Source organism: Roseibium hamelinense, from assembly GCF_007830545.1.
Taxonomy (GTDB): domain Bacteria; phylum Pseudomonadota; class Alphaproteobacteria; order Rhizobiales; family Stappiaceae; genus Roseibium; species Roseibium hamelinense.
This window is the reverse complement of sequence record NZ_VLLF01000002.1, coordinates 250,529-270,996: the sequence shown is the minus strand read 5'-3', so window position 1 is coordinate 270,996 and position 20,468 is coordinate 250,529. Positions and strand designations below refer to the sequence as shown.

The 20,468-nt window shown below is 56.1% G+C and carries 20 protein-coding genes; 8 read left to right on the top strand and 12 right to left on the bottom strand.

The features are described 5' to 3' along the window. Positions 1-380: 380 nt before the first annotated feature. Positions 381-1,547, top strand: coding sequence for a GGDEF domain-containing protein (locus JM93_RS06025; protein WP_170230552.1), 1,167 nt, complete (start codon positions 381-383; stop codon positions 1,545-1,547). A 22-nt stretch (positions 1,548-1,569) separates the two neighbouring features. Here JM93_RS06025 and JM93_RS06020 read toward each other — a convergent pair whose 3' ends face one another. Genes JM93_RS06020 through JM93_RS06000 form a run of 5 tightly spaced genes read right to left on the bottom strand, consistent with a single transcriptional unit; the run spans position 1,570 to position 5,320 of the window. Then, the gene (locus JM93_RS06020) at positions 1,570-2,169 is read right to left on the bottom strand and encodes a GNAT family N-acetyltransferase (RefSeq protein WP_145341287.1); all 600 of its coding nucleotides are present in this window, start codon (positions 2,167-2,169) and stop codon (positions 1,570-1,572) included. 25 nt (positions 2,170-2,194) lie between these two features. Beyond that, positions 2,195-3,121 (bottom strand): D-alanyl-D-alanine carboxypeptidase family protein, encoded by a 927-nt coding sequence (locus JM93_RS06015; protein ID WP_145341285.1) that lies wholly within the window; start codon positions 3,119-3,121, stop codon positions 2,195-2,197. Between the two features lie 16 nt (positions 3,122-3,137). Beyond that, the gene (locus JM93_RS06010; RefSeq protein ID WP_145341282.1) at positions 3,138-3,899 is read right to left on the bottom strand and encodes an ABC transporter permease; all 762 of its coding nucleotides are present in this window, start codon (positions 3,897-3,899) and stop codon (positions 3,138-3,140) included. Beyond that, the gene (locus JM93_RS06005; protein ID WP_145341280.1) at positions 3,896-4,393 is read right to left on the bottom strand and encodes a GNAT family N-acetyltransferase; all 498 of its coding nucleotides are present in this window, start codon (positions 4,391-4,393) and stop codon (positions 3,896-3,898) included. The genes JM93_RS06010 and JM93_RS06005 overlap by 4 nt, the downstream gene beginning before the upstream one ends. A gap of 3 nt (positions 4,394-4,396) precedes the next feature. After that, positions 4,397-5,320 (bottom strand): ABC transporter ATP-binding protein, encoded by a 924-nt coding sequence (locus JM93_RS06000; RefSeq protein ID WP_145341278.1) that lies wholly within the window; start codon positions 5,318-5,320, stop codon positions 4,397-4,399. Between the two features lie 222 nt (positions 5,321-5,542). Here JM93_RS06000 and JM93_RS05995 point away from each other — a divergent pair, with 222 nt between their 5' ends. From JM93_RS05995 to JM93_RS05975, 5 genes are all read left to right on the top strand, one after another. Beyond that, on the top strand, positions 5,543-6,448 hold the full coding sequence (locus JM93_RS05995) for a pirin family protein (protein WP_145341277.1): 906 nt from the start codon (positions 5,543-5,545) through the stop codon (positions 6,446-6,448). A gap of 120 nt (positions 6,449-6,568) precedes the next feature. Then, positions 6,569-7,747, top strand: coding sequence for a GNAT family N-acetyltransferase (locus JM93_RS05990; protein ID WP_145341276.1), 1,179 nt, complete (start codon positions 6,569-6,571; stop codon positions 7,745-7,747). A 115-nt stretch (positions 7,748-7,862) separates the two neighbouring features. Then, entirely contained in the window at positions 7,863-8,774 is a 912-nt protein-coding gene (locus JM93_RS05985) for a PhzF family phenazine biosynthesis protein (RefSeq protein ID WP_145341275.1), read from the top strand. 449 nt (positions 8,775-9,223) lie between these two features. After that, positions 9,224-10,774: a 2-isopropylmalate synthase gene (locus JM93_RS05980; protein WP_145341274.1), complete on the top strand. Its 1,551-nt coding sequence runs from the start codon at positions 9,224-9,226 to the stop codon at positions 10,772-10,774. Between the two features lie 165 nt (positions 10,775-10,939). Next, positions 10,940-12,151 (top strand): hypothetical protein, encoded by a 1,212-nt coding sequence (locus tag JM93_RS05975; RefSeq protein WP_145341273.1) that lies wholly within the window; start codon positions 10,940-10,942, stop codon positions 12,149-12,151. A 187-nt stretch (positions 12,152-12,338) separates the two neighbouring features. Here the strand turns inward: JM93_RS05975 and JM93_RS05970 are convergent, their stop codons facing one another. The 3 genes from JM93_RS05970 to miaA all read right to left on the bottom strand — a co-directional run bounded on the left by JM93_RS05970 (position 12,339) and on the right by miaA (position 14,738). Continuing rightward, positions 12,339-12,881, bottom strand: coding sequence for a GNAT family N-acetyltransferase (locus JM93_RS05970; protein ID WP_145341272.1), 543 nt, complete (start codon positions 12,879-12,881; stop codon positions 12,339-12,341). 185 nt (positions 12,882-13,066) lie between these two features. Then, positions 13,067-13,609 carry a GNAT family N-acetyltransferase gene (locus JM93_RS05965; RefSeq protein WP_145341271.1) on the bottom strand — a complete coding sequence of 181 codons (543 nt, stop codon included), beginning with the start codon at positions 13,607-13,609 and terminating at the stop codon, positions 13,067-13,069. A gap of 178 nt (positions 13,610-13,787) precedes the next feature. Next, positions 13,788-14,738 carry a tRNA (adenosine(37)-N6)-dimethylallyltransferase MiaA gene (gene miaA, locus JM93_RS05960; protein ID WP_145341270.1) on the bottom strand — a complete coding sequence of 317 codons (951 nt, stop codon included), beginning with the start codon at positions 14,736-14,738 and terminating at the stop codon, positions 13,788-13,790. 21 nt (positions 14,739-14,759) lie between these two features. Between miaA and serB the strand changes: the two genes are divergently transcribed. Together serB and JM93_RS05950 are read left to right on the top strand one after the other, a co-directional pair. Then, positions 14,760-15,650, top strand: coding sequence for a phosphoserine phosphatase SerB (serB, locus tag JM93_RS05955; protein WP_145341269.1), 891 nt, complete (start codon positions 14,760-14,762; stop codon positions 15,648-15,650). 330 nt (positions 15,651-15,980) lie between these two features. After that, a complete protein-coding gene (locus JM93_RS05950) occupies positions 15,981-16,319 on the top strand; it encodes a hypothetical protein (RefSeq protein WP_145341268.1) in 339 nt (112 codons plus the stop codon). Positions 16,320-16,415: 96 nt separating this feature from the next. Here JM93_RS05950 and JM93_RS05945 read toward each other — a convergent pair whose 3' ends face one another. From JM93_RS05945 to hflK, 4 genes are all read right to left on the bottom strand, one after another. After that, the gene (locus JM93_RS05945) at positions 16,416-17,900 is read right to left on the bottom strand and encodes a DegQ family serine endoprotease (protein WP_145341267.1); all 1,485 of its coding nucleotides are present in this window, start codon (positions 17,898-17,900) and stop codon (positions 16,416-16,418) included. Positions 17,901-18,023: 123 nt separating this feature from the next. After that, positions 18,024-18,209 carry a DUF2065 domain-containing protein gene (locus tag JM93_RS05940; RefSeq protein WP_145341266.1) on the bottom strand — a complete coding sequence of 62 codons (186 nt, stop codon included), beginning with the start codon at positions 18,207-18,209 and terminating at the stop codon, positions 18,024-18,026. Further along, positions 18,206-19,144 carry a protease modulator HflC gene (gene hflC / locus JM93_RS05935; RefSeq protein ID WP_145341265.1) on the bottom strand — a complete coding sequence of 313 codons (939 nt, stop codon included), beginning with the start codon at positions 19,142-19,144 and terminating at the stop codon, positions 18,206-18,208. The genes JM93_RS05940 and hflC overlap by 4 nt, the downstream gene beginning before the upstream one ends. 2 nt (positions 19,145-19,146) lie before the next feature. Further along, a complete protein-coding gene (hflK, locus tag JM93_RS05930; RefSeq protein ID WP_145341264.1) occupies positions 19,147-20,334 on the bottom strand; it encodes an FtsH protease activity modulator HflK in 1,188 nt (395 codons plus the stop codon). Positions 20,335-20,468 lie beyond the last annotated feature (134 nt).

Sequence of the window (20,468 nt, the reverse complement as noted above, 5' to 3'; positions counted from 1 at the left end):
CGCCCGGTCGTCGAGACGTCCGACAAATGCATAAATCTGACCTTAGGTAAGACTCTGGACGGAACAACAGCCCAAAACGGGAAATTCGTAAAGTTCCAAAGGCTTGCAACGGGCGAAAATATATTAAAAAAAATGCAAGATGACAGGCTGTCAGCAAACTCCTGAAGTCATCGGAGCTGGGTAGATTCTTGCATTTTTTCAGAGCTCTACCTCATGGTCGCTTCCGTCAGAAGGTCGAAACAATTCCGTCAAACAGCACAACAAAACGGGTTTAGGGGCATTTGTTTCAAATCGCATTCTTTTCTCTAACCGGACAGTGTCGCCTCTCTCCTAAAATACCAATGTCGGCTGGGGGGCTGAGCGCAGATAAAAGAGATCGAATGGACATCCCAACACTATATGCCGCAAATCTTGTGGTGCTGTTCATATTTGCATCTTGTTTCGCAGCGCTGGCTCGCCGCATAGCGAATGCGCCCTACTGGCGTTCCTGGGCAACCGCCAATCTTCTCCTCGCTGCTGCCCTCATCGCATATTCCTTGGAAGCGCGGCTGCCGCTGTCGTCGATCTATATCTTACCGAATTTCCTTCTCATGCTGGGCTTTGCCTACCATGTTCATGCTGCCCGCCAGATCTGTGGCAGTTCCTACGATGGCTCGGTATTCTGGGGGCCGCTTGCTGCACTCGCCGTGGCAACCCTTCCAGCCATGGTCCTCGGCGATTACAGGCTGGTTTATCTGGGCACAAATATGCTGGTCACCGGTCTCGCCGTAAATGCCATGTGGACTTACCTGCACGCCGGCCGCCAGGGCCTCATCTCGGCCTATGGCATGCTGGGTGCATTTTCTCTCATGGCTATTGAAGGGCTCATTCGGACCGTGCACGGACTGGTCCTGGATCCGTCGGCCGATGCCGGGCTCCGCTCCAATATCGTTCTGACAACGCATTTGTTTACAAGTCTGGTTTTTTCAGCGCTCACAGGGGCCTGTGCCCTGTGCCTGTCGTTCGAACAAAAGGCCCATGACTATCGCGACGCCTCACGCCGCGATCCGCTGACAGGCATTTTCAACCGGCGCGAGTTCGAACGGCAGCTGGCAAGGTTGGTTGCAGCGCAGGACTACCCTTTCGCGGTGGTGCAGTTTGATATCGATCATTTTAAATCGGTGAACGACCGGTATGGCCATGTGATCGGTGACCGAATACTTGAAGAATTCGCCGAACTCATCGAAACTCACCTTAGGGATCATGACTGTTTCGCGCGGCTTGGCGGCGAGGAATTCGCGGTATTGATGCCGAATGTCAGCGAGGCTAACGCCATTAAAATAGCTGAGCGCCTGCGCAGTCTGGTTTCTGGGCATATTTTCGATTTTGCAGACGAAGACTTGCGCATCACCGTTTCCGCTGGTGTTTTCCACGGGACGGGCGCAAACCGGACACCGGACGGGATCATGAAGGCGGTTGACGAGTGCCTGTACAGATCAAAAAATGCGGGTCGCAATCGCGTTTCCGTTTCGCGTCCGCACACAAGCGCAGAAGAAGCGGCTGCTTAACCGACGCCCTCGGCTGCCGCTGTCACGGCGTCAGAACGCGGCGCATCAAGAACCACGTTTCCGGCACATCAATATCGCGGACGGGCGGACAGCTTCGTTCCTCCACAACCCGGAATCCCGATTTGAGGTACAGCTGAACCGCCGAGGCATTCGACTTGGCAACAATCAGCGTCATCTTCCGGTTTTTCTCCGCCCGGGCGCGCTTGGCCGCTTGCTTCATCAAAGCCTTGCCGTAGCCAAGTCCGCGCAGTTCCCTGTAAACCCCGATCACGGCCAGATACCAGGAACCGCCGGTCATCGCTTTGAGTTCCAGCTCATTGCGCATGTCCGGACCATACTGTTCGGGATCGACGGTTTCGCCGTAGTCTTTGGCGCGGGTCATCCCAAACACCGCACCAACGACCGCCCCCTCAACAAGGGCAACACTTGCATGCTCCATCGACAAATCATGTCCAGGGATCAGCATGCCTTGTCGGCCAATTTCAAACACAGATTTGGATTGCCCCTCATCCACGGCCTTTTGCCAAAGCGCCGCATTGCGGCCACGGGATGCGATGTCGCAAAGCGCAGCCAGATCGGCAGCATATTTCTTGTCACCTGGGACGAACTCAGGGGTGGTCATGTTATTGGCCTTTGGCGTGTAGACTTTAAAAATGGGCCTCGATGAGGCGGGTGACTTCGGTGTCGCGTGCAGCTTCACTGCGGCCACCCATGACAATCACCATCCGCTGTTGGCCGCCGCGCCGGGCGGTCGCGACCAGATTGTAGCCTGACAAGCGGATGTATCCCGTTTTCAATCCGTCAACGCCGCGCACTTTGCCGAGCAGATTATTTGTCGCCCGGTAGGTTCGGCCATTAAAGGTGAAGGATTGAGCCCGGTAGTAACTGGCATATTGCGGAAAGCGGCGCTTCAGCGCCAGACCGAGTTTCGCCATATCGCGCGCTGTTGTGACCTGGGCGGTGTCGGGCAGCCCGGAAGGGTTTGTAAACCGTGTCCGGGTCATCCCGAGACTGCGCGCCTTCGCGTTCATCCGGCGCACAAACGCGTCCTCACTGCCCGCAACCGTTTCGGCAACGGCGATCGCAACGTCATTGCCAGACTTCACCGAAAGGGCCCGGGCTGCCTGATCAACCGTCATTGTCATACCCGGCCGAATACCGATTTTCGAAGGTGGCTGCGCCGCAGCGTTTTCCGATATCTGCAAAGGCGTAGACCGCGACAACCGGCCTGACGCGATTTCCTCGTACAACAGATAAAGCGTCATCATTTTTGTGAGCGATGCCGGAAACCGGGCTGCATCGGCATTTTCAGAAAACAGTTCCCGTCCGCTGGACATGTCGATGACGAGCGCAGAATAACCCTGCGGAACAGCTGTTGACGGCGCGTACGCGACCGGCGCGATTTGAGAGGGCGCTGAAATCGCAGCCGATTGAACGGGCGCGCCTTGGACGGGCGCTGTCTGCGAAACCGTCCCGGCGGTTTGGCACGCCGCAAGGCTGAGACATATGGCGGCAATCGCAATCAAACGTACAGGCCAAGAGGCGGCGTGCCGAATTCTGTGTGAGATTGTCATTGCCCCCAAGTCCACTCTAGGCTCTCAACCGGTACCCGGATTTGAATATCCGCCTGATGAGCACCAGACAAATACCAAGGAAAACAAACGTCATCCCGAAGCTCAAGAGCACATTTACATCGGCCTGACCATAAAAGCTCCAGCGGAAACCGGAGATCAAATAGACAGCGGGGTTGAGCAGCGTCACCTTTTGCCAGAATTCGGGCAGCATGTTGATCGAATAGAAGCTCCCACCAAGAAATGCCAGCGGTGTGACGACCAGCAGCGGAACGAATTGCAACTGCTCGAAATTGGCGGACCAGATGCCGATTATGAACCCGAACAGGGAGAAAGTGATGGCGGTGAGGAGCAAGAACGCCACCATCCACACCGGGTGCTCGATACGCAGGTCAACGAAGAAAGTCGCCGTGATCAGAATGATCGACCCAACCAGAACAGCCTTCGTGGCTGCCGCACCAACATAACCTATGACGATTTCGATGAACGATACCGGTGCCGACATGACCTCGTAGATCGTGCCGGTAAACCGCGGAAAATAGATCCCGAATGAAGCATTGGAAATGCTTTGGGTCAGGATCGACAACATGGTCAAGCCCGGCACGATGAAAGCGCCATAGCTGATCCCTTCAACCTCCGAAATCTGGCTGCCGATCGCAGCGCCGAAAACGACAAAATACAGCGCTGTAGAAATGACCGGCGAAACGACGCTTTGAAAGATCGTCCGTTTGGTGCGGTTCATTTCAAACTGATAAATGGCGAGGATGGCACGGTAATTCATGCGCTCGGTGTCCGATCCTTGTTCGGGGACATGCAAAGTTCCGTGAGAGGCAAAAAGCGCCCGGGAATAGACCCGGATGGGGTTTCGTCAATCACCTGAAACCCCATTTTCTCGTAGAATGGCACGGCATTTGGATCAGCGTCCAAAACGATGCTGCTGAGCCCGCTGCAATTTGCACTCTCCAGAAGACGGTTCATCAATCTCCGGCCAATGCTCTTGCCGTGGTGATCCGGATGAACAAAGCACGTGGCGATTTCGCCTTGTGTTGAGCCCTCGAAACGCAATCGGGCACAGCCGACAAGTTCGCCGTCTTGTGTCTCGGCTAGCCAGAATTCATCCTCCAGCCAGTCAGGGCGCACCCTCAGCTCTTCAAGACACTGCGCCATGAACGCGTCATCGTAACCATTAGACTGTTTCGACAACAGACACAGCGCTGTAAGACTGCCGAGATCCAAGACGGTCGCACGCCGGAACCTGTGGTTTTCTTGCGACATTTCTCAGTCCTTGTGCACCAGATCAACGAATATTTTTTCTAGAGAATCCTGTTTGGTCTGGAGGTCCTTCAACCGCAGGCCACTGTCTCTCAAGTCATTCATCAAGTTGGTGATACCTGTTCGCCCGCCATGTGTGTCGTACGTGTAGACAAGCTCGTCCCCCTGGCCGGAGAGTTCCAAATCATAACTGGCAAGACCATCGGGGATGGCACTAATTGTCGATCCGAGCTGAAGGATCAGCCGCTTGCGGCCAAGCTTTTGCATCAGCTCAGATTTTTCCTCGACCAGTATTATCTCGCCATTGTTGATGACACCTACACGATCGGCCATTTCCTCGGCCTCTTCGATGTAGTGCGTTGTCAATATGATGGTGACACCCGACTCTCGGAGGCCGCGGACGATTTCCCACATGTCCCGTCGCAATTCGACATCCACACCGGCGGTCGGCTCATCCAAGAAAAGCACCCTAGGCTCGTGGGCGAGCGCTTTGGCAATCAGAACACGGCGTTTCATGCCACCTGACAAGGTTATGATCTTGTTGTCGCGCTTGTCCCAAAGTGAGAGCTGCCGAAGAACGTTCTCAACGTGGGCCGGGTCTTTTTTAAGACCGAACAAGCCACGGCTGAAGCTCACCGTCGCGCGAACCGTTTCAAAGGCTTCGGTCGTCAATTCTTGCGGCACCAGACCAATCAGCGACCGTGCCGCGCGGTAGTCGGTGACAATGTCATGTCCTTCAACCTTGACCGTACCGCCGGTCGCTTTGATCAAGCCGCAAACGATGCTGATGAGCGTGGTTTTACCCGCTCCGTTGGGGCCCAAAAGCGCGAACAATTCGCCACGCTCAATATCAAGATTGACACGCTTTAACGCCTCGAACCCGGTTTCGTATGTTTTTGAAAGGTCCTTGATGGCAATCGCCGGAGCCATACGCCCTCGCTGTTTGAAATGAAGCCGGCCAAATCACCAGCGGACAGTCCTAGAAATCGCCGCGATCATACAGCTATTCAGCCTGGGCGAAAGGGTTTCGAGCACAGCTGAAGAGAAATGACTGTTCGAGATTCGGAAACAGTTCGTCCAATATTCAGATGCTGTCCCAACGTCAGAGCTGGATTATGTAAGGATCTAACCGAAACCGAACAGGAGACTTTGATGTCCATTCGCCCTGTCACACATGTCGGCAAAACTCAGCCAACGCTTGAGGGCGCCGGCGTCAAGCTCGAGCGCGCGTTCGGGTTTCAAGATCCGACCATGCTCGACCCCTTCCTGTTGCTGGATGACTTCAGAAACGAGCGCCCTGACGATTTTTTAAAAGGCTTTCCCTGGCACCCGCACCGCGGCATTGAGACCATCACCTATGTGCTGGCCGGGACGGTGGAACACGGCGACAGCCTCGGCAACACCGGAAACCTTGGCGCCGGCGATGTTCAATGGATGACGGCCGGCCGCGGAATCATGCACCAGGAAATGCCGAAAGGCGACGCGAACGGCCGCATGCACGGCTTTCAGCTTTGGGCAAACCTGCCTTCATCCCTCAAAATGACAGAGCCGCGTTATCAGGACGTTCAAGGAAAAGACATTCCCGTGGTTGTGGACGACGACGGCACGTCGGCTCGGGTGATAATTGGCGAATTCTGGGGCAAAACAGGTCCGGTCGACGGCATTGCAGCCGATCCGCAATATCTCGACATCCATGTTCCGGCCGGAAAGAGGAAACGTTTCAAGGTCGATACCTACAAACAGACCTTTGCCTACATCTTCGAAGGATCGGGCACTTTCGAGGGCGCATCCAACCCGGTCGGGGTGTTGACAGAGAAGGAGTTTGGCGGCGAGGAACTGAAGATCCGCGACCAGACCGGCAACAGGACACTTGTAATCTTCGGCACCGGTGACGAGATTGTTGTTCAGGCCGGGGACGAAGGGATCCGGTTCCTGCTGGTTTCCGGCGCTCCGATCAAAGAACCCGTCGCTTGGCACGGGCCAATTGTCATGAACACCCGGCAGGAACTGATGCAAGCCGTCACCGAGTTGCAAAACGGTACGTTTATCCGTCCATAGCATGGCAAATGCCCTTAGAAGGCCGCTCCCGTCAGCGGCCTTGTTTTGCGTGAGGCTTCTTTCCAAAGACACATTCGGTCTGTAGCACCTTGCGCACTGTTTCGATTTGAAAGTTGTTTCATGCCGCTCAAACTACGCCCGGCCGTGCTGGAAGATGCCCGGACTTTGACGACGTTAATGCATCGTTCGAAAGCAGCCTGGGGATACACAGCGGATCAATTGGCTTTGATCGAAACTCATGACAGCGTGACCGAAGAACAAATTGCCGCTCAGAGCGTCGTCGTCGCGGAACAGGACGGGACCGCGCTCGGCTATTTCGCGGTCGAACCGATCGCTGAGAAAACATTGCTGCTGGACCACCTGTTTGTCGCCCCCGAAGCCCAGCGGCGCGGGCTGGGCAAGCTGCTCTTGATGCGCGCCGAAGACCACGCGCGCACCCTCGGTCGCCAGCGCGTCTATCTGGAGAGCGACGTCCACGCAGGACCGTTTTATGAACATTGCGGTTACACGACCATAGGCACGCAACCGAGCAAGCTCATGCCAGGCGCGCAGGCGCCACTAATGGAAAAGCGCCTCGAACCACAGGTGCATCCCCTGACGGACTTGAAGGTGCGCCTCTCGACCGCGCCGTGGCATTTCGAGGAAGACAACTCGGAGGCAATTGCTGCGCATTTTGCGCAGGCACAAGCCAAGAACCCGCATATCTGGAACGGCCGCACTCTCAAGCTCACCGGATACACCTTCAAAAAGGGCGTTTTTGCCGGCACTTGCTGCGAGACAAGTTTTGCGGCCTATCTCGCCTGGCGGGACTGGGGGGCTCCTGATGCCTCAGCCTTTAATCTGTTCGGATCCGCCGTCCTGATCAGCTCCGACGGAGCGCTGCTTTACGGGGTGATGGCGCCTCACACAGCGACAGCCGGGCTGATTTATCCGCCCGGCGGCAACCTGGATCCGAGCGATGTTGACGCCGATGGTTATGTGGATCTTGAGGCGGCAATTTATCGTGAACTGGAAGAGGAAACCGGGCTCAGCAGGAATACAACGACGGAAGGACCACTTTACTTAGCGTCGGACGGCCCTCGGATCTCCATTGCCAAAGTGATATTTGTCGACCTGAATGCGCACAGCCTACGCACCCAGATACTACACCATTCCAAAGCTTCCGATGAACAGGAACTCTCCGACATAAAGATCTATCGCCGGCCGGAGGAACTCACCGATCCAAGTATGCTGCCTTATGCGCGCGCGCTGGGTGCACATGTTTTATCCACCATTGTTCAGTATGCACCATCCTCCTGAAAGAATTTGTTTACTGAACCAATGAGATGGAGGCTGGCGATCCGCAACTGTCCGTGCCAAAGTCGCCGCGACTCGCCAAACAAGCTCACCTGACTGCTTAAGGGAGACCGCGCTGATGGGCCGCCGCTATGCCATTCTGGACGTTTTCACCAACACACCGCTTGCTGGAAATCCGCTTGCCGTGGTGCTTGATTCGGAAGGTTTGAGCGACGAGAAAATGTTGGCGATCGCCGGTGAGTTCAATCTGTCGGAAACCGTGTTCGTGTTTCCGCCGGAAAACCCGGGGCACTCCGCAAATGTGCGGATATTCACGCCAAAAGTCGAGCTGCCGTTTGCCGGCCATCCGACCATCGGAACGGCGATCCTGCTGGCGACCGAACGCTTCGGTGATATCGAAGGCGAGCAGGACGCGGTCGTGGTCTTGAAACAGAATATCGGCGTCGTTCGCTGCGCCGTGGTGCTGAAGCAGAACGCCGCCGCATTTGCGGAGTTCGATGTGCCGAGACTTCCGGAACCAGCGGGTCCGACACAAAACAACGAGCTGATCGCCGAAGCGCTCAATCTCGACCCGAGCGATATCGGATTTGAAAACCATGACCCTTGCCGGTTCAAAGTCGGCTCGCCGTTCAATTTCGTCCCGGTCCGAAACCTTGATGCATTGGCGCGGGCCAAACCGGTTCTGTCCCGCTGGAAAGCCGGTTTCGGTCATGATGAACACAATGATGCCTATGTCTACTGCCGCGAGACAAGATCGCATGACAGCGCGTTTCAGGCTCGGATGTTTGCCCCGGATATGGGTATTCCGGAAGACCCTGCGACAGGCTCGGCCGCGGCAGCCTTCGCAGGCGTTGTCCACTATTATGATGGCTTGAAAGGCGGCACGCACCACATACGCATCGAACAGGGTTTTGTCATGGGACGTCCATCGCTGATCGATCTGGAAGTCGATGTTGACGGCACCAAGATGCATGCTGTGCGCATTGGTGGGCAGGCAAAACTGATTGCCCGCGGCGAGTTGTTTATCTGATAAAGCAGGAAAACGCCTCGGAAAGTTGCCGGGTTCGCGAACCGATGCGGTGTGTCAACAAGGGGAGCGTGGCAGGCGGCGGCTCAAAATGCCGAACGAACGGTTGCATCGGTGAAAAAGCTGATCTAATAGAAATATAGATTTACCGAGGGGTCATGGTTCTGGCGCACACTCGCTTCCGTGACACGAGAAGGCCGAGATGTTATCCGCATGATCGCAACACGCGACATTGCCACGTTCTCCAGCGACGCGCTGCCCCTGCGCGGCGGCCTTCTTCTACTTGGCGACCTCCTCCTTAGATGCCCCTGAGCGTCGGCTGATCCGTTTGAATTTTGAAGGACGGGCACTCAGGGGAGAAAAGCGCAACACAATCTTGACATGACAAGATCGCGCCGGGACCCTGATGGCTAAAACTGTCCGGGCAGCGATCAAGGGTAAGGAAAAACGCCATGACCACCAATTCCAATCAGGTCCGGATCTTTGATACGACCTTGCGCGACGGCGAGCAGTCGCCTGGCGCGTCCATGACGCTGGAAGAAAAATTACAGATCGCCGAAATTCTCGATGAGATGGGCGTTGATATCATTGAGGCTGGCTTTCCGATCGCCTCCAACGGCGACTTTGAAGCGGTCAGCGAGATCGCCCGCAATTCAAAGAATTCGGTGATCGCCGGCTTGGCACGTGCGATCCATGCCGACATTGACCGGTGCGGCGACGCCGTCACGCACGCCAAGCATGGCCGGATCCACACCTTTGTTTCGACCTCGCCGATCCATCTGAAATATCAGATGAACAAGACCCAGGAACAGGTTCTTGAAATTGTTACCGACACAGTGACGCGCGCCCGTAATCTGATCGACGATGTGGAATGGTCGGCGATGGACGCAACCCGCACACCGCTCGACTATCTGTGCCGGTGCGTTGAAGAAGCGATCCGCTGCGGCGCAACGACCATCAATTTGCCCGACACAGTCGGCTATGCCACGCCTGATGAATACAAGAAAATGTTCGAGGATATCATCGAGCGAGTGCCCAATTCCGATCAGGCGATCTTCTCTGTTCACACTCACAATGATCTGGGCCTTGCGGTCGCGAATTCGCTGGCCGGTGTCGCTGGCGGCGCACGCCAGATCGAATGCGCGGTGAACGGGCTCGGCGAGCGTGCAGGCAATGCATCCCTGGAAGAGATTGTCATGGCCATCCGCACCCGAAGCGATGCCCTGCCCTATACGTGTCAGGTGGACCCGAAATTCCTGATGCGCGCCTCCAAGCTGGTGTCTGGCGCGTCCGGCTTCGCTGTTCAGTACAACAAGGCCATCGTCGGCAAGAATGCGTTTGCCCATGAGAGCGGCATTCACCAGGATGGAATGCTGAAAAACGCGGAAACCTATGAAATCATGCGTCCCGAAGATGTGGGGGTTAAGGCAACTTCTCTGGTGATGGGCAAGCACTCCGGCCGCCACGCCTTCAAGGACAAGCTGCGTGAGTTGGGGTACGATCTGGGTGACAACGCACTGCAGGAAGCTTTCCGGCGGTTCAAGGATCTCGCCGACCGCAAAAAACACGTTTATGACGAAGATATTGAAGCCCTGGTCGAGGACGAAATCGCAATCGCCGGAGAAAACACAAAGGTTATTGCGTTGACGGTCATTGCCGGAACCGGCGGACCGCAGAAGGCGATTTTGACCATGGATGTCAACGGCAAGCACGAAACCCGCGAGGCGACCGGCGACGGCCCGGTCGATGCGACGTTCAACGCGATCAAAGCCATCTGCCCGCACGAGGCAACGCTGCAGCTCTACCAGGTTCATGCCGTCACTGAAGGCACCGATGCTCAGGCAGAAGTGTCTGTCCGGCTGGAGGCCAATGGCCGGATCTCCACCGGCAAAGGCGCGGATACCGATACGCTAGTCGCGTCGGCGAGAGCCTACGTTTCGGCAATGAACAAGCTCGCCCTGCGCCAGCAAGGGTCGAACCCAGGCGCGCTTCAGGCAGTCTAAGCTTGGACCAAAAAGGCATGGCCGGGCGGTGGCGTCGCAACCCGGCCATATTCGTCGCGCTCACAGGACAGGAAGAACTGGTGTTTTCGTGATGCGGATTACATACATGGGCGCGAGGACGCCGCGTCCAGCCGGCACTGCGCCCGAAAACGAGATACCGGAAGTTTGAAACGTCTTGTCATCTATTGCCCCGGGTACGATATTCGCCCCGTCAAACAGACCTTCGGCCTGATCAATCGCGAGTTTTCCGCCTTTTTGAAACTGAGGCGGATTACCGGCGCGCTGAGCGATCTTGAGGACCGCCCCGCGTGCCAACTTGCATCGGCGAAATGGGAGGTGCAAGTGGAATGGCCGTCCGGACCTGTAACGGCCCGCTTTCTGCAGCTTGGTTGGCGCGATGTTATCAAGCCGGATTTTCAGCGTTCCTGGCCACGTATGGCAGTCGATGCAATCAGGTCGTTCTGGCTTTATGCCAGGGCGGACGGATATCGCGCGGTGCTTAAAAGCAATTGGGCGCATGGTCTGTTCTGTCTGTATCCTGCGGTTGGTCTCGTGCTCTGGATTCTTGTCGCATTTGTACCGCCGCTGCTTTTCGCTATTCCGGCCTTTCGCCTTGCAAATTCCCTGCTGCCGGATGAGACGTCAGGCCTTTTCGCCGGGGCAATTGTAGTCGGTGCAAGCTGTTTGTGGATCGCGGCATTCCAACGGTTCATGTCTTGGTTGGAGCCTCGCATATATCTCCGCTATCTGATCAACAGCTGGCATTTCATGGCCCGGCTGGCGCACCAAAAACACGGACCGATGCAATCAAAGATCGAAGAGTTTGCAGAAAAAATCGTGGCCTTGGAGGCACAGGCAGACGCCGACGAGGAGATCGTTTTCGTATCGCATAGCTGCGGAACCTTTGTTGCAATCTACATTCTCGCTGCCATATTGCAGCGTCGGCCCGGTTTCGGACAGCGCCGCGGTGGCTTTGCATTTGTAACGCTTGGACCCGCATTCGACTGTTTGGGCGGCTTTGGAAACCAGGGCAGCTTCAGCGAAGCAATGTCGGCCGTGGCCCGGTCGGATGTCGACTGGACAGATATTTACTCCCCGCACGATCCGATTTGTGGGGGACGCACACCACCTGTCGCACGCTATGCCACCATGCTGTCAAACACGGAGACCCGCCCGGAACCGAGACGGTATAGCGCACGCATTCCCGACAGGATGCCCAAAGAACTGCTCAATCACCTGCGCTATCGGTTTTTCAAACTGCATTTTTGCTATTTTTTCGCTTCGATACGACCGGACCTGTTTGATTTTTACGAATTGACATTCGGCCCTAAAAAGGCGCGCGACATGCTGGAAGCGTGGTCAAGGGTCAAAAGCTGATACACCGCGCGTATTGGGCGCCGAACGGACACCCCTTGTTGCAACGCGTAAAATAGGTAGAGGCCCGCAAGACCTGACGCGCAGGTGTTCGGGCGCCGTTTTTATTTCCATAGCTACAGTAAAGCCAGCCGCGCAAGGTCCAGCCGACATAGTCGTGCAGCCAGAGCAGGACAACCAGAAACCGCTATCAGCCCGCTTTCAGATAGCCGGCAACGATCGGGCTGAGCACCTGATAGACGTCGACCGTTTCACCGGCAATTTGCCGGGTTTCGCGGAAAGAGAACTCCAGCTCTTTCAGGTGTGCCGCGAGCTTTTCGTCTCCGCGCCGCGCCAGACACACGAGATGCGTAAAGTACGTACTGTCAAAAAATACGTCGATCACGTCTTTGCAGATATCATGCGCGATCTTTGGGTCTACTTTAAGCGCATGCTCGGAAAAGCAGTAGGTTAGATTGACCTCAGACGTCTCCTCCATAACAGAGAACCCACTCAGGCCAAGCAGCGTGCCGTCGTTAGCCAGCACTTTCCATGTTTGCAAGCCGAATGTGCTTCGCGTTTCCAAGGCTGAACTTAATCGCCGCAGGCACATTTCGGTATCGACCATGCGCTCGGTCATCCCATTCCTGGAACACAAGCGTGGCTGGCTCAACAATGCAGCCATGTCGGATACATCGGTCGGTTCGAGCGGAACCAGCCTGTATTCACCAGCCACTCGCGAGAAACTTTGCACAGAACCCTCCACTGTGTTGTCTCTTGGCTTCCCCACCCTGCGGCTGCGAGAGCTAGCAGGGATATGTGTGCCATATGCGACAATTCAATGATCTTTTTGGGGATCAGGTTTTTCCCTTAATTGTGATCGCGCCGCCGAACCCGCCCAGATTGCACCGGCGGCACAGGCGTTTCCCCCTGCCTCGCTCAGGCGGACAAAACAAAGCTCTGCATCGACGGACTGAGCATTTGGAACACATCACATGGCATGCCGTTGATCCGCCGGCTCTCCCGATAACAGAAGCCGCATTCGAGCATGACGTTGCGGACCATCCTGTTGTCCGTGCGGACAACCGAGACCAGATGCGAGAAATACGTGTTCTCAAAAAACCAGTCGATCAAGTCGCGGGAGATCCGTTCGGGCATGCCCGGGTCATCCTCAATTGCGTCCAAGAAAAAACAATAGTCGAGCTCGACTTCTGAAGTTTCATCGAGGATGGCAAAACCTGCCCAGCCAATTAATTCGCCGAACACTGTGACGACTTTCCATCTTGAAAACCCGTGCCTTTCCTGATCGGCGATCGCGTCTGCAACAAATGTCTCTGCTGCGTCGCACGACCATGCATTGTCGTCAGACGACAAAAACCGCGCTACGCGGGGATCCGACCAAAGATTGCGGACAAGGTCCACGTCGTCTTTTTGAAACTGCTCAAGACGCACGGAGCCGTTCTGCATAACCAAGTGTTGCACCTCTGCCTCCCTTGGCCCCGACCCCACTACATTTGCGGACAGGCGGACCTGCCATCCAAGTGAATACAACCAAAAGGCGCATTCACTCGCTACCGGGCTTCGGACCCAATGATTATTGCTGGCAACAATAAAGGATAATCCAGAGGATTTCACGCGTAACTTACGTTGCGGCGCACAATCAGGGATAGGCTTGTTCAATTTTGCGCATGAAATCAATCGCCAAAGCCTGTGAACAGTTTTGTGACGGATCGAGCCTTGGCCAATGGCCCATCTGATTTCGAAACCACGTCTCTTGCCGCTTGGCATACTGGCGCGTCGAGATAGTCAACTGTTCCGCTGCCTCGCCGGCTGATAACTCCGCCTTCAAGAGAGCTGCCGCCTCGGACACACCAATAGCCCGCATGGCCGGGAGAGTTGCCGGCAAATCCATGTCCAGCAGCTTGCAGACCTCGGAAAGGCCCTCCTCCCCCAGGATAATCTCTGCCCGCTGCCGGATACGCGCGTGCAACCAGGGCCGCGGCGGCGCGAGAACCAATTGCGCAGTCCCGGTTTCATCCAAGACTGGTGCACCATGAGCTTCTTGTTGCCAGTCAGCAAGGCGACGGCCGGTCGAACGGACGACTTCCAGAGCGCGGGTCAGCCGCTGCAGGTCTTCAAGAGTGTTCGAAGCTTCAGGATCAAGACCCGCCAAGGCCGCGCGAACTGCAGCGGTGCCGCCTTCTTCGGCCAGCTGCCGGCATTCAAGGCGAACAGCTGGGTCAATGTCCGGGACCTTTGCCAACCCGCCGGTCAATGCCTTGAAATACAGACCGGTGCCGCCCACGACAATCGGCAGCCGGCCGGACGCGCAAATGGCCTCGATTTCCCGCTTTGCAGAGCGCTGCCAGTCGCCGGTTGAAAAGGCTGTTGAAGCCGGCACGAAACCATACAGCCGATGCGCTGCTCGTTTTGTGTCCTGCTCATTCGGGCGGGCGGTCAAGACACGCAATTCGGCATACACTTGCATGGAATCGGCATTCACAATCACGCCATCAAGACGTTCTGCCAATTCCAGCGCCAAGGCCGACTTGCCGCTTGCTGTCGGTCCAGCTATCAAAATAGCCCGAACACTCACCATTGCTTTGCCCATTCCAAACTCAGGATCCGCTCCATGTCTCTTGTTGCAACGCTCGTGTCAAATCCGGCAAGGCCTGCCGTCAACGAGGCGCTGCTGGAGGCGGCCACCCATGCCCTCAACCTGTCGAGAGAGCCGGTGATCCTGGCCGACGGAATCGCTGCCGATCTCTTTGTCGATAACCTCGACAAAAAGTCGCTCGAGACACACCTGCGGCGGGTTACCGGCGATGCAAAAGTGGATGTGTTTGTTCAGCTGCAGGACGGACGGCGCCGCAAACTCCTGATCGCTGACATGGATTCCACGATGATCCGGCAAGAGTGTATCGATGAACTTGCGGCAGAGCTTGGCTTGAAGGACCGTATTTCCAAAATCACCGAACGTGCCATGCGCGGAGAGATCGCATTTGAGCCGGCCTTGCGTGAGCGGGTATCCCTTTTGGAAGGCCTGCCGACATCGACCATTGAAACGGTCTTGTCGACACGCATCCACCTGATGCCGGGGGGGCGCACGTTGGTCCAGACAATGAAGGCCAATGGCGCCTATTGCGCGCTGGTTTCGGGGGGCTTTACGCACTTCACAAAAGCCATTGCCAATCTGGTCGGGTTTGATGAACACCGGGCGAACACACTTTTGGAAGAAAACGGCAGACTAAGCGGAAAGGTGGCTGAGCCCATACTGGGACGGGACGCCAAAAGAGACCGCCTTGCGGAACTGCTCAGCGAAAAGCAATTGACGCCCAACGATGCGATCGCGGTTGGCGACGGTGCAAACGATCTGGCGATGATCGATTTGGCCGGTGCTGGAATTGCTTACCGCGCGAAACCGGCTGTTGCGGAAGCCGCGGATTTCCGGATTGACCATGGCGACTTAACCGCCCTGCTGTATTTTCAAGGCTACTCAAATCGCGACTTTGCACTGAGCTAAGGGGCTGTCGGCACCAGTGTGTGATGTTGAGGGACCTGCCTTGCAGAGGCCCGGATACTCCCAAGAAACCGTACAAGCTGCGCACAAATCGCTACTCTACCTAATTGTAAATTCGGCGCTTTTCGCAGCACAACACATCGAAAAAGGGTTGAGAGGCATGGCAAATGGCGCGCGTGTTGGCGCCAGCCAAAGCAACAGTGTTTCACCTAGCTGCATAATTAAGATGCATCATTTCATATTACTCGTATAAAGTGTAATTTCCGAAGCACGGCCGTGAGGCGTCAGTGAGCTTCGGACATTGCAACAACAAGATAGAGTGAGGACAAGGAAATGGGCTGGTGGACTTCTTTCAAATCAATTGCAGACAAAGTCATTGATGCAGTCGCGACCGGAATTGAGGTTGTTGGTTCGCTCATAGGGGACGCTGCGACCGCGACACGGGTCGCCGACATTTTTGAGACAGTTGCCGATGCGGTTGTGAACGTGGTTGTCACTGTTGCCGAGGCTGTAAATGCTGTCAGGAGTGCAACCTCCAATGCGAACGCTCCAAGCAGTGTTGAAGCGATTGCAGAGCAAAGTTCCTTGCCGGCGCTTGAAATGGGCGCCGCGTCTATTGATCCTGTTGGCATGGCATTGCCAGCGGCCCAGGACGATTTTTCCTTCGTTTAGCCAGCTGCACTGCCCGCAGACAGCCGCAAATGCCGAAGTATTGATGAACAAAAAAGGGCGCCACCGGCGCCCTTTTCAATGATCAGCCAGCAATTGCTATTCTTCAATCCGGACGGGTACAAACCGGAGTTCGCCGCTTTCATTCGCCAAAAGCAGCAAAGCTGTCCGGCGGCCGTCTTCTTTGAGTTTTTCAACCTGCTCGCCAACTTCGGCTGGTGTCGACACAGGCTCTTGGGCAACTTCCTTGATCACATCGCCGGCCTGGATCCGTTTTTCCTCTGCAGATGAGCCTGGAGCGACCTCGCGCACGAGGACACCTGTGACATCACCGTCAATGCCGAATTCCTCACGGCCGGCTTCGTCAAGCTCCGATAGGATCATGCCCAGCATCTCCCGCTGCGCAGGTGTCTCAGCATCGTCTTCGACAATGTCCTCAGAGGCTTCGCCATCAACAGAAGCTTCTTCGAGGCGGCCTAGGGTCACATCCAGGGTCACTCTTTCGCCCTTGCGCAGAACAACCACGGTCACCGCCTTGCCGATCGCCGTTTCAGCTACCATCCGCGGCAGCTCACGCATGGATTCCACTTCCCGGCCATCAAACTCGAGAATAACGTCGCCCGGTTCTATCTCGGCTTCTTCTGCAGGCCCGCCAGCAGTAACACCGGCAACAAGCGCGCCCATTGCCTCGTTCATATCGAGGCTCTCGGCAATTTCATCGGTGACTTCTTGAATTCGCACACCAAGCCAGCCCCGCCGCGTTTCGCCAAACTCGCGCAGCTGAGCAATTACACGGGTCGCCGTTGTGGCCGGAATTGCGAAACCGATGCCGATTGATCCGCCGGACGGCGAAATGATTGCCGTGTTGATACCAACCACGTTGCCTTGCATATCAAACAGCGGCCCGCCGGAATTCCCCCGGTTGATCGACGCATCTGTCTGAATGAAGTTGTCGTAAGGACCTGAGTTGATGTCGCGGTTGAGCGATGAAACGATGCCAACGGTGACCGTACCGCCAAGGCCAAACGGGTTGCCGATCGCCATAACCCAATCGCCGACCCGCAATACATCGGAATCGCCGAAATTGACCGCCTTGAGCGGGCTTTCAGGCTCGACTTTCAAGACCGCAATATCGGTCTTTTCATCCGTGCCGATCAGTTCGGCCTTCAGTTTGGTTCCGTCATTGAAATTTGCCGTTATCTCGTCGGCGCCTTCGATGACGTGGTTGTTGGTTATGATGATGCCTTCTTCGCCATCAATCACAAAACCCGATCCGAGGGACTGAACCCGGCGCGGGCGGTCGTCATCCCGGTTCTGACGGTTGAAAAACTCTTCAAAGAACTCCTGGAACGGCGATCCGTCCGGAACCTGCGGCATCGGCACTGACCGCCGCCCTTCTACAGTCTGCGCGGTTGAGATATTCACAACCGCATCAGCGAGGTTTTCCGCCAAATCGGCGACCGAAGCTGGCCCTTGCGCAAAGGCACTGCACACCGGTTGCAGGGCAACCAGTCCGCCGAGTAGCGCAGCCGCACCAACCGTACGCAAGGCCGCGAGGCTTCGTTGAATCATCTGAGGGGCCATAGGGCGTCTTCCTCCATCCCGTTTTTAGGGTCTGTCCATAGACAGACACTATCAGCATTAAAACTGAATTCGAATATAAAACGGGCGGTCAAAAAGTTGACCGCCCGTTTAACAACATTTGCGTTATCCGCGCACAAACCACACAACGAGAACTCCGATCGCAAGGGCAACAAGCCCCGCACCCCTTAACACGCCATCCGGTGTTTCAAGGGCGCTGCGCATCATGGACTTGGCGCCGCCTGGTGCAACTGCATAAAGGGTTCCCTCAATCGCAAGCACCAGACCGATCCCAGTAATCAGATCGTTCATTGCGCCTGTGCAGGACGGGTCGCCGCCAGGTTAGGTGCCGTTGTCGTATCAGACGGCGCCGTCTCCTGTTCCAACGGCTGACCCATCGGGTTGTTGAAATAGCGGAAGAAGCTGCTGTCCGGTGACAGAACGAGACTTGTGTCGCCCTGACGCAGACCGGCTTCGTAAGCTTGCATGGACCGGTAGAAGGCGAAGAAGTCCGGATCAGCGCCAAAGGCATTGGCAAAAATCCGGTTCCGCTCGGCATCCCCGTCACCGCGGATGATCTCGGAGTCGCGGCGTGCCTCAGCGACCAGAACTGTCGCATCGCGGTCAGCGCGCGACCGGATTCGGCGAGATTGCTCTTCACCCTGTGCCCGGATTTCAGCTGCTTCCCGCTGACGTTCGGTCTGCATGCGTGCAAAGATGGCCTGCGAGTTCGCCTCCGGAAGATCCGCACGGCGGATTTTTACATCAACAACTTCGATGCCGAGATCCGCAGCACTCGCACTAACATCACGGCGGATATTTTCCATGAGGCCTGAGCGGTCATCCCGAACAACTGCCGTAAAGGACGCCGTTGCAAGAACCGAGCGCAAGGATGATTGCAAGAAGGTCGACAAGCGCTGGTTTGCTTCCCGGATATTGTTCACACGCTGATAGAACAAAACCGGATTGTCGATTTTGTACCGGGCAAAAGCGTCAACGACGAGGCGCTTTTTGTCGGACGCAATAACTTCCTGCGGAGACATGTTCAAATCAAGGATCCGCTTGTCCAGATACACGACGTTCTGGATCAAAGGGTACTTGAAGTTCAAACCGGGCTCGGTGACGACCTTGTCAATCTGACCAAATGTCAACACGAGGGCCTGTTGGGTTGGGTTTACGATGAAGAGCGACATGTAGCCACCAATGGCTGCAATCGCCAGTACAATCGCTAGGATAGCGCCGCGCATGATCAATTACCTCCCGACCGGTTGGCTTGCGAGCCACCGCGGTTCAGTTCGTTCAGCGGCAGGTAAGGCAAAACACCTTGACCTGTTGAATTGCTGTCGATGATGATCTTGTTGTTTGAACCCAAGACTTTCTCCAATGTCTCCAGGTAGAGACGTTCACGCGTCACGTCCGGAGCATTTTTGTATTCCTCATAGATCTTCGTGAACCGCTGGGACTGACCAGTTGCTTCCGCAATGGTTTGGTCCCGGTAGGCGTTGGCGGCTTCCAAAACCCGGGCAGCTTCACCGCGCGCCTCGGGAACTACCCGGTTCGCATAGGTTTGCGCCTCGTTCTGAATACGTTCCTGGTCGGCCCGAGCTGCCTGAACATCACGGAATGCATCGATGACCTGCTGGGGCGGGTCCACCTTCTGCATTTGCACTTCGGTGATCTCGATGCCGGCTTGGTATGTGTCCAGAGTCTTTTGCATCAGCGCGTCAACATCATTCTGGATGGCCACGCGGTTTTCGGTCAGGATCGAGTCAATGTTAGACGATCCAACAACCTCACGCATTGCGCTTTCAGCCACCGCCTTTACGGTCCCTTCCGGGTTTTGAACGTTGAAGAGGTAGTTGTTGATGCCCTCGCGGGTGTTTTTGATACGCCACTGCACCTTGAAACCCACATCAACAATGTTTTCATCACCGGTCAGCATCAAGCTTTCCTGCGGAACATCGCGTGCGCGCACCGAAGTGCCGCTCAAGAACTCTTCAACGCCCACAGTCAGCTCGCGCTGACGCTGGACTGTCGGTTTGTAAACCTCACCGATCGGATATGGCCAGTTGTAGTTCAAGCCCGGAGCGGTCTGGTCGACAACCTTACCAAGAACGAGCTCAACACCAACCTCGCCTTCATCAACGCGGTAAAAGCCGGACAGCATCCACACAACGCCCACGACCGCAATGATTGCAAGAACCCCGAAAACGCCGAGACCACCGCCGCCGCCCGGCAATACGGTCTTCATACGATCTTGGGTTTTTTTCAGCAGCTCCTCCAGGTCGGGCGGATTGCCGCCGCCTCCGCCGCCACGGCCAGGGCCACCACCGCCCCAAGGGCCGCCGTTATTGCCACCGCCGTTGCCCCACGGGCCACCATTGTTCCCGCCACCTTTCCAGGGGCCACCGCCACCTGACTGATTGCTCCAAGGCATCCAAACTTCCTTCTTAGTGGTGAAGAACCTGACAGATTAGCCTGTTAGGTCCCCTCTTCATCACCCGTTTGTCATGCCGCAGGTTATAGGGGGGTTACCGGAGCCTTTCAACGACAGCACCGACCTCCTCCAAA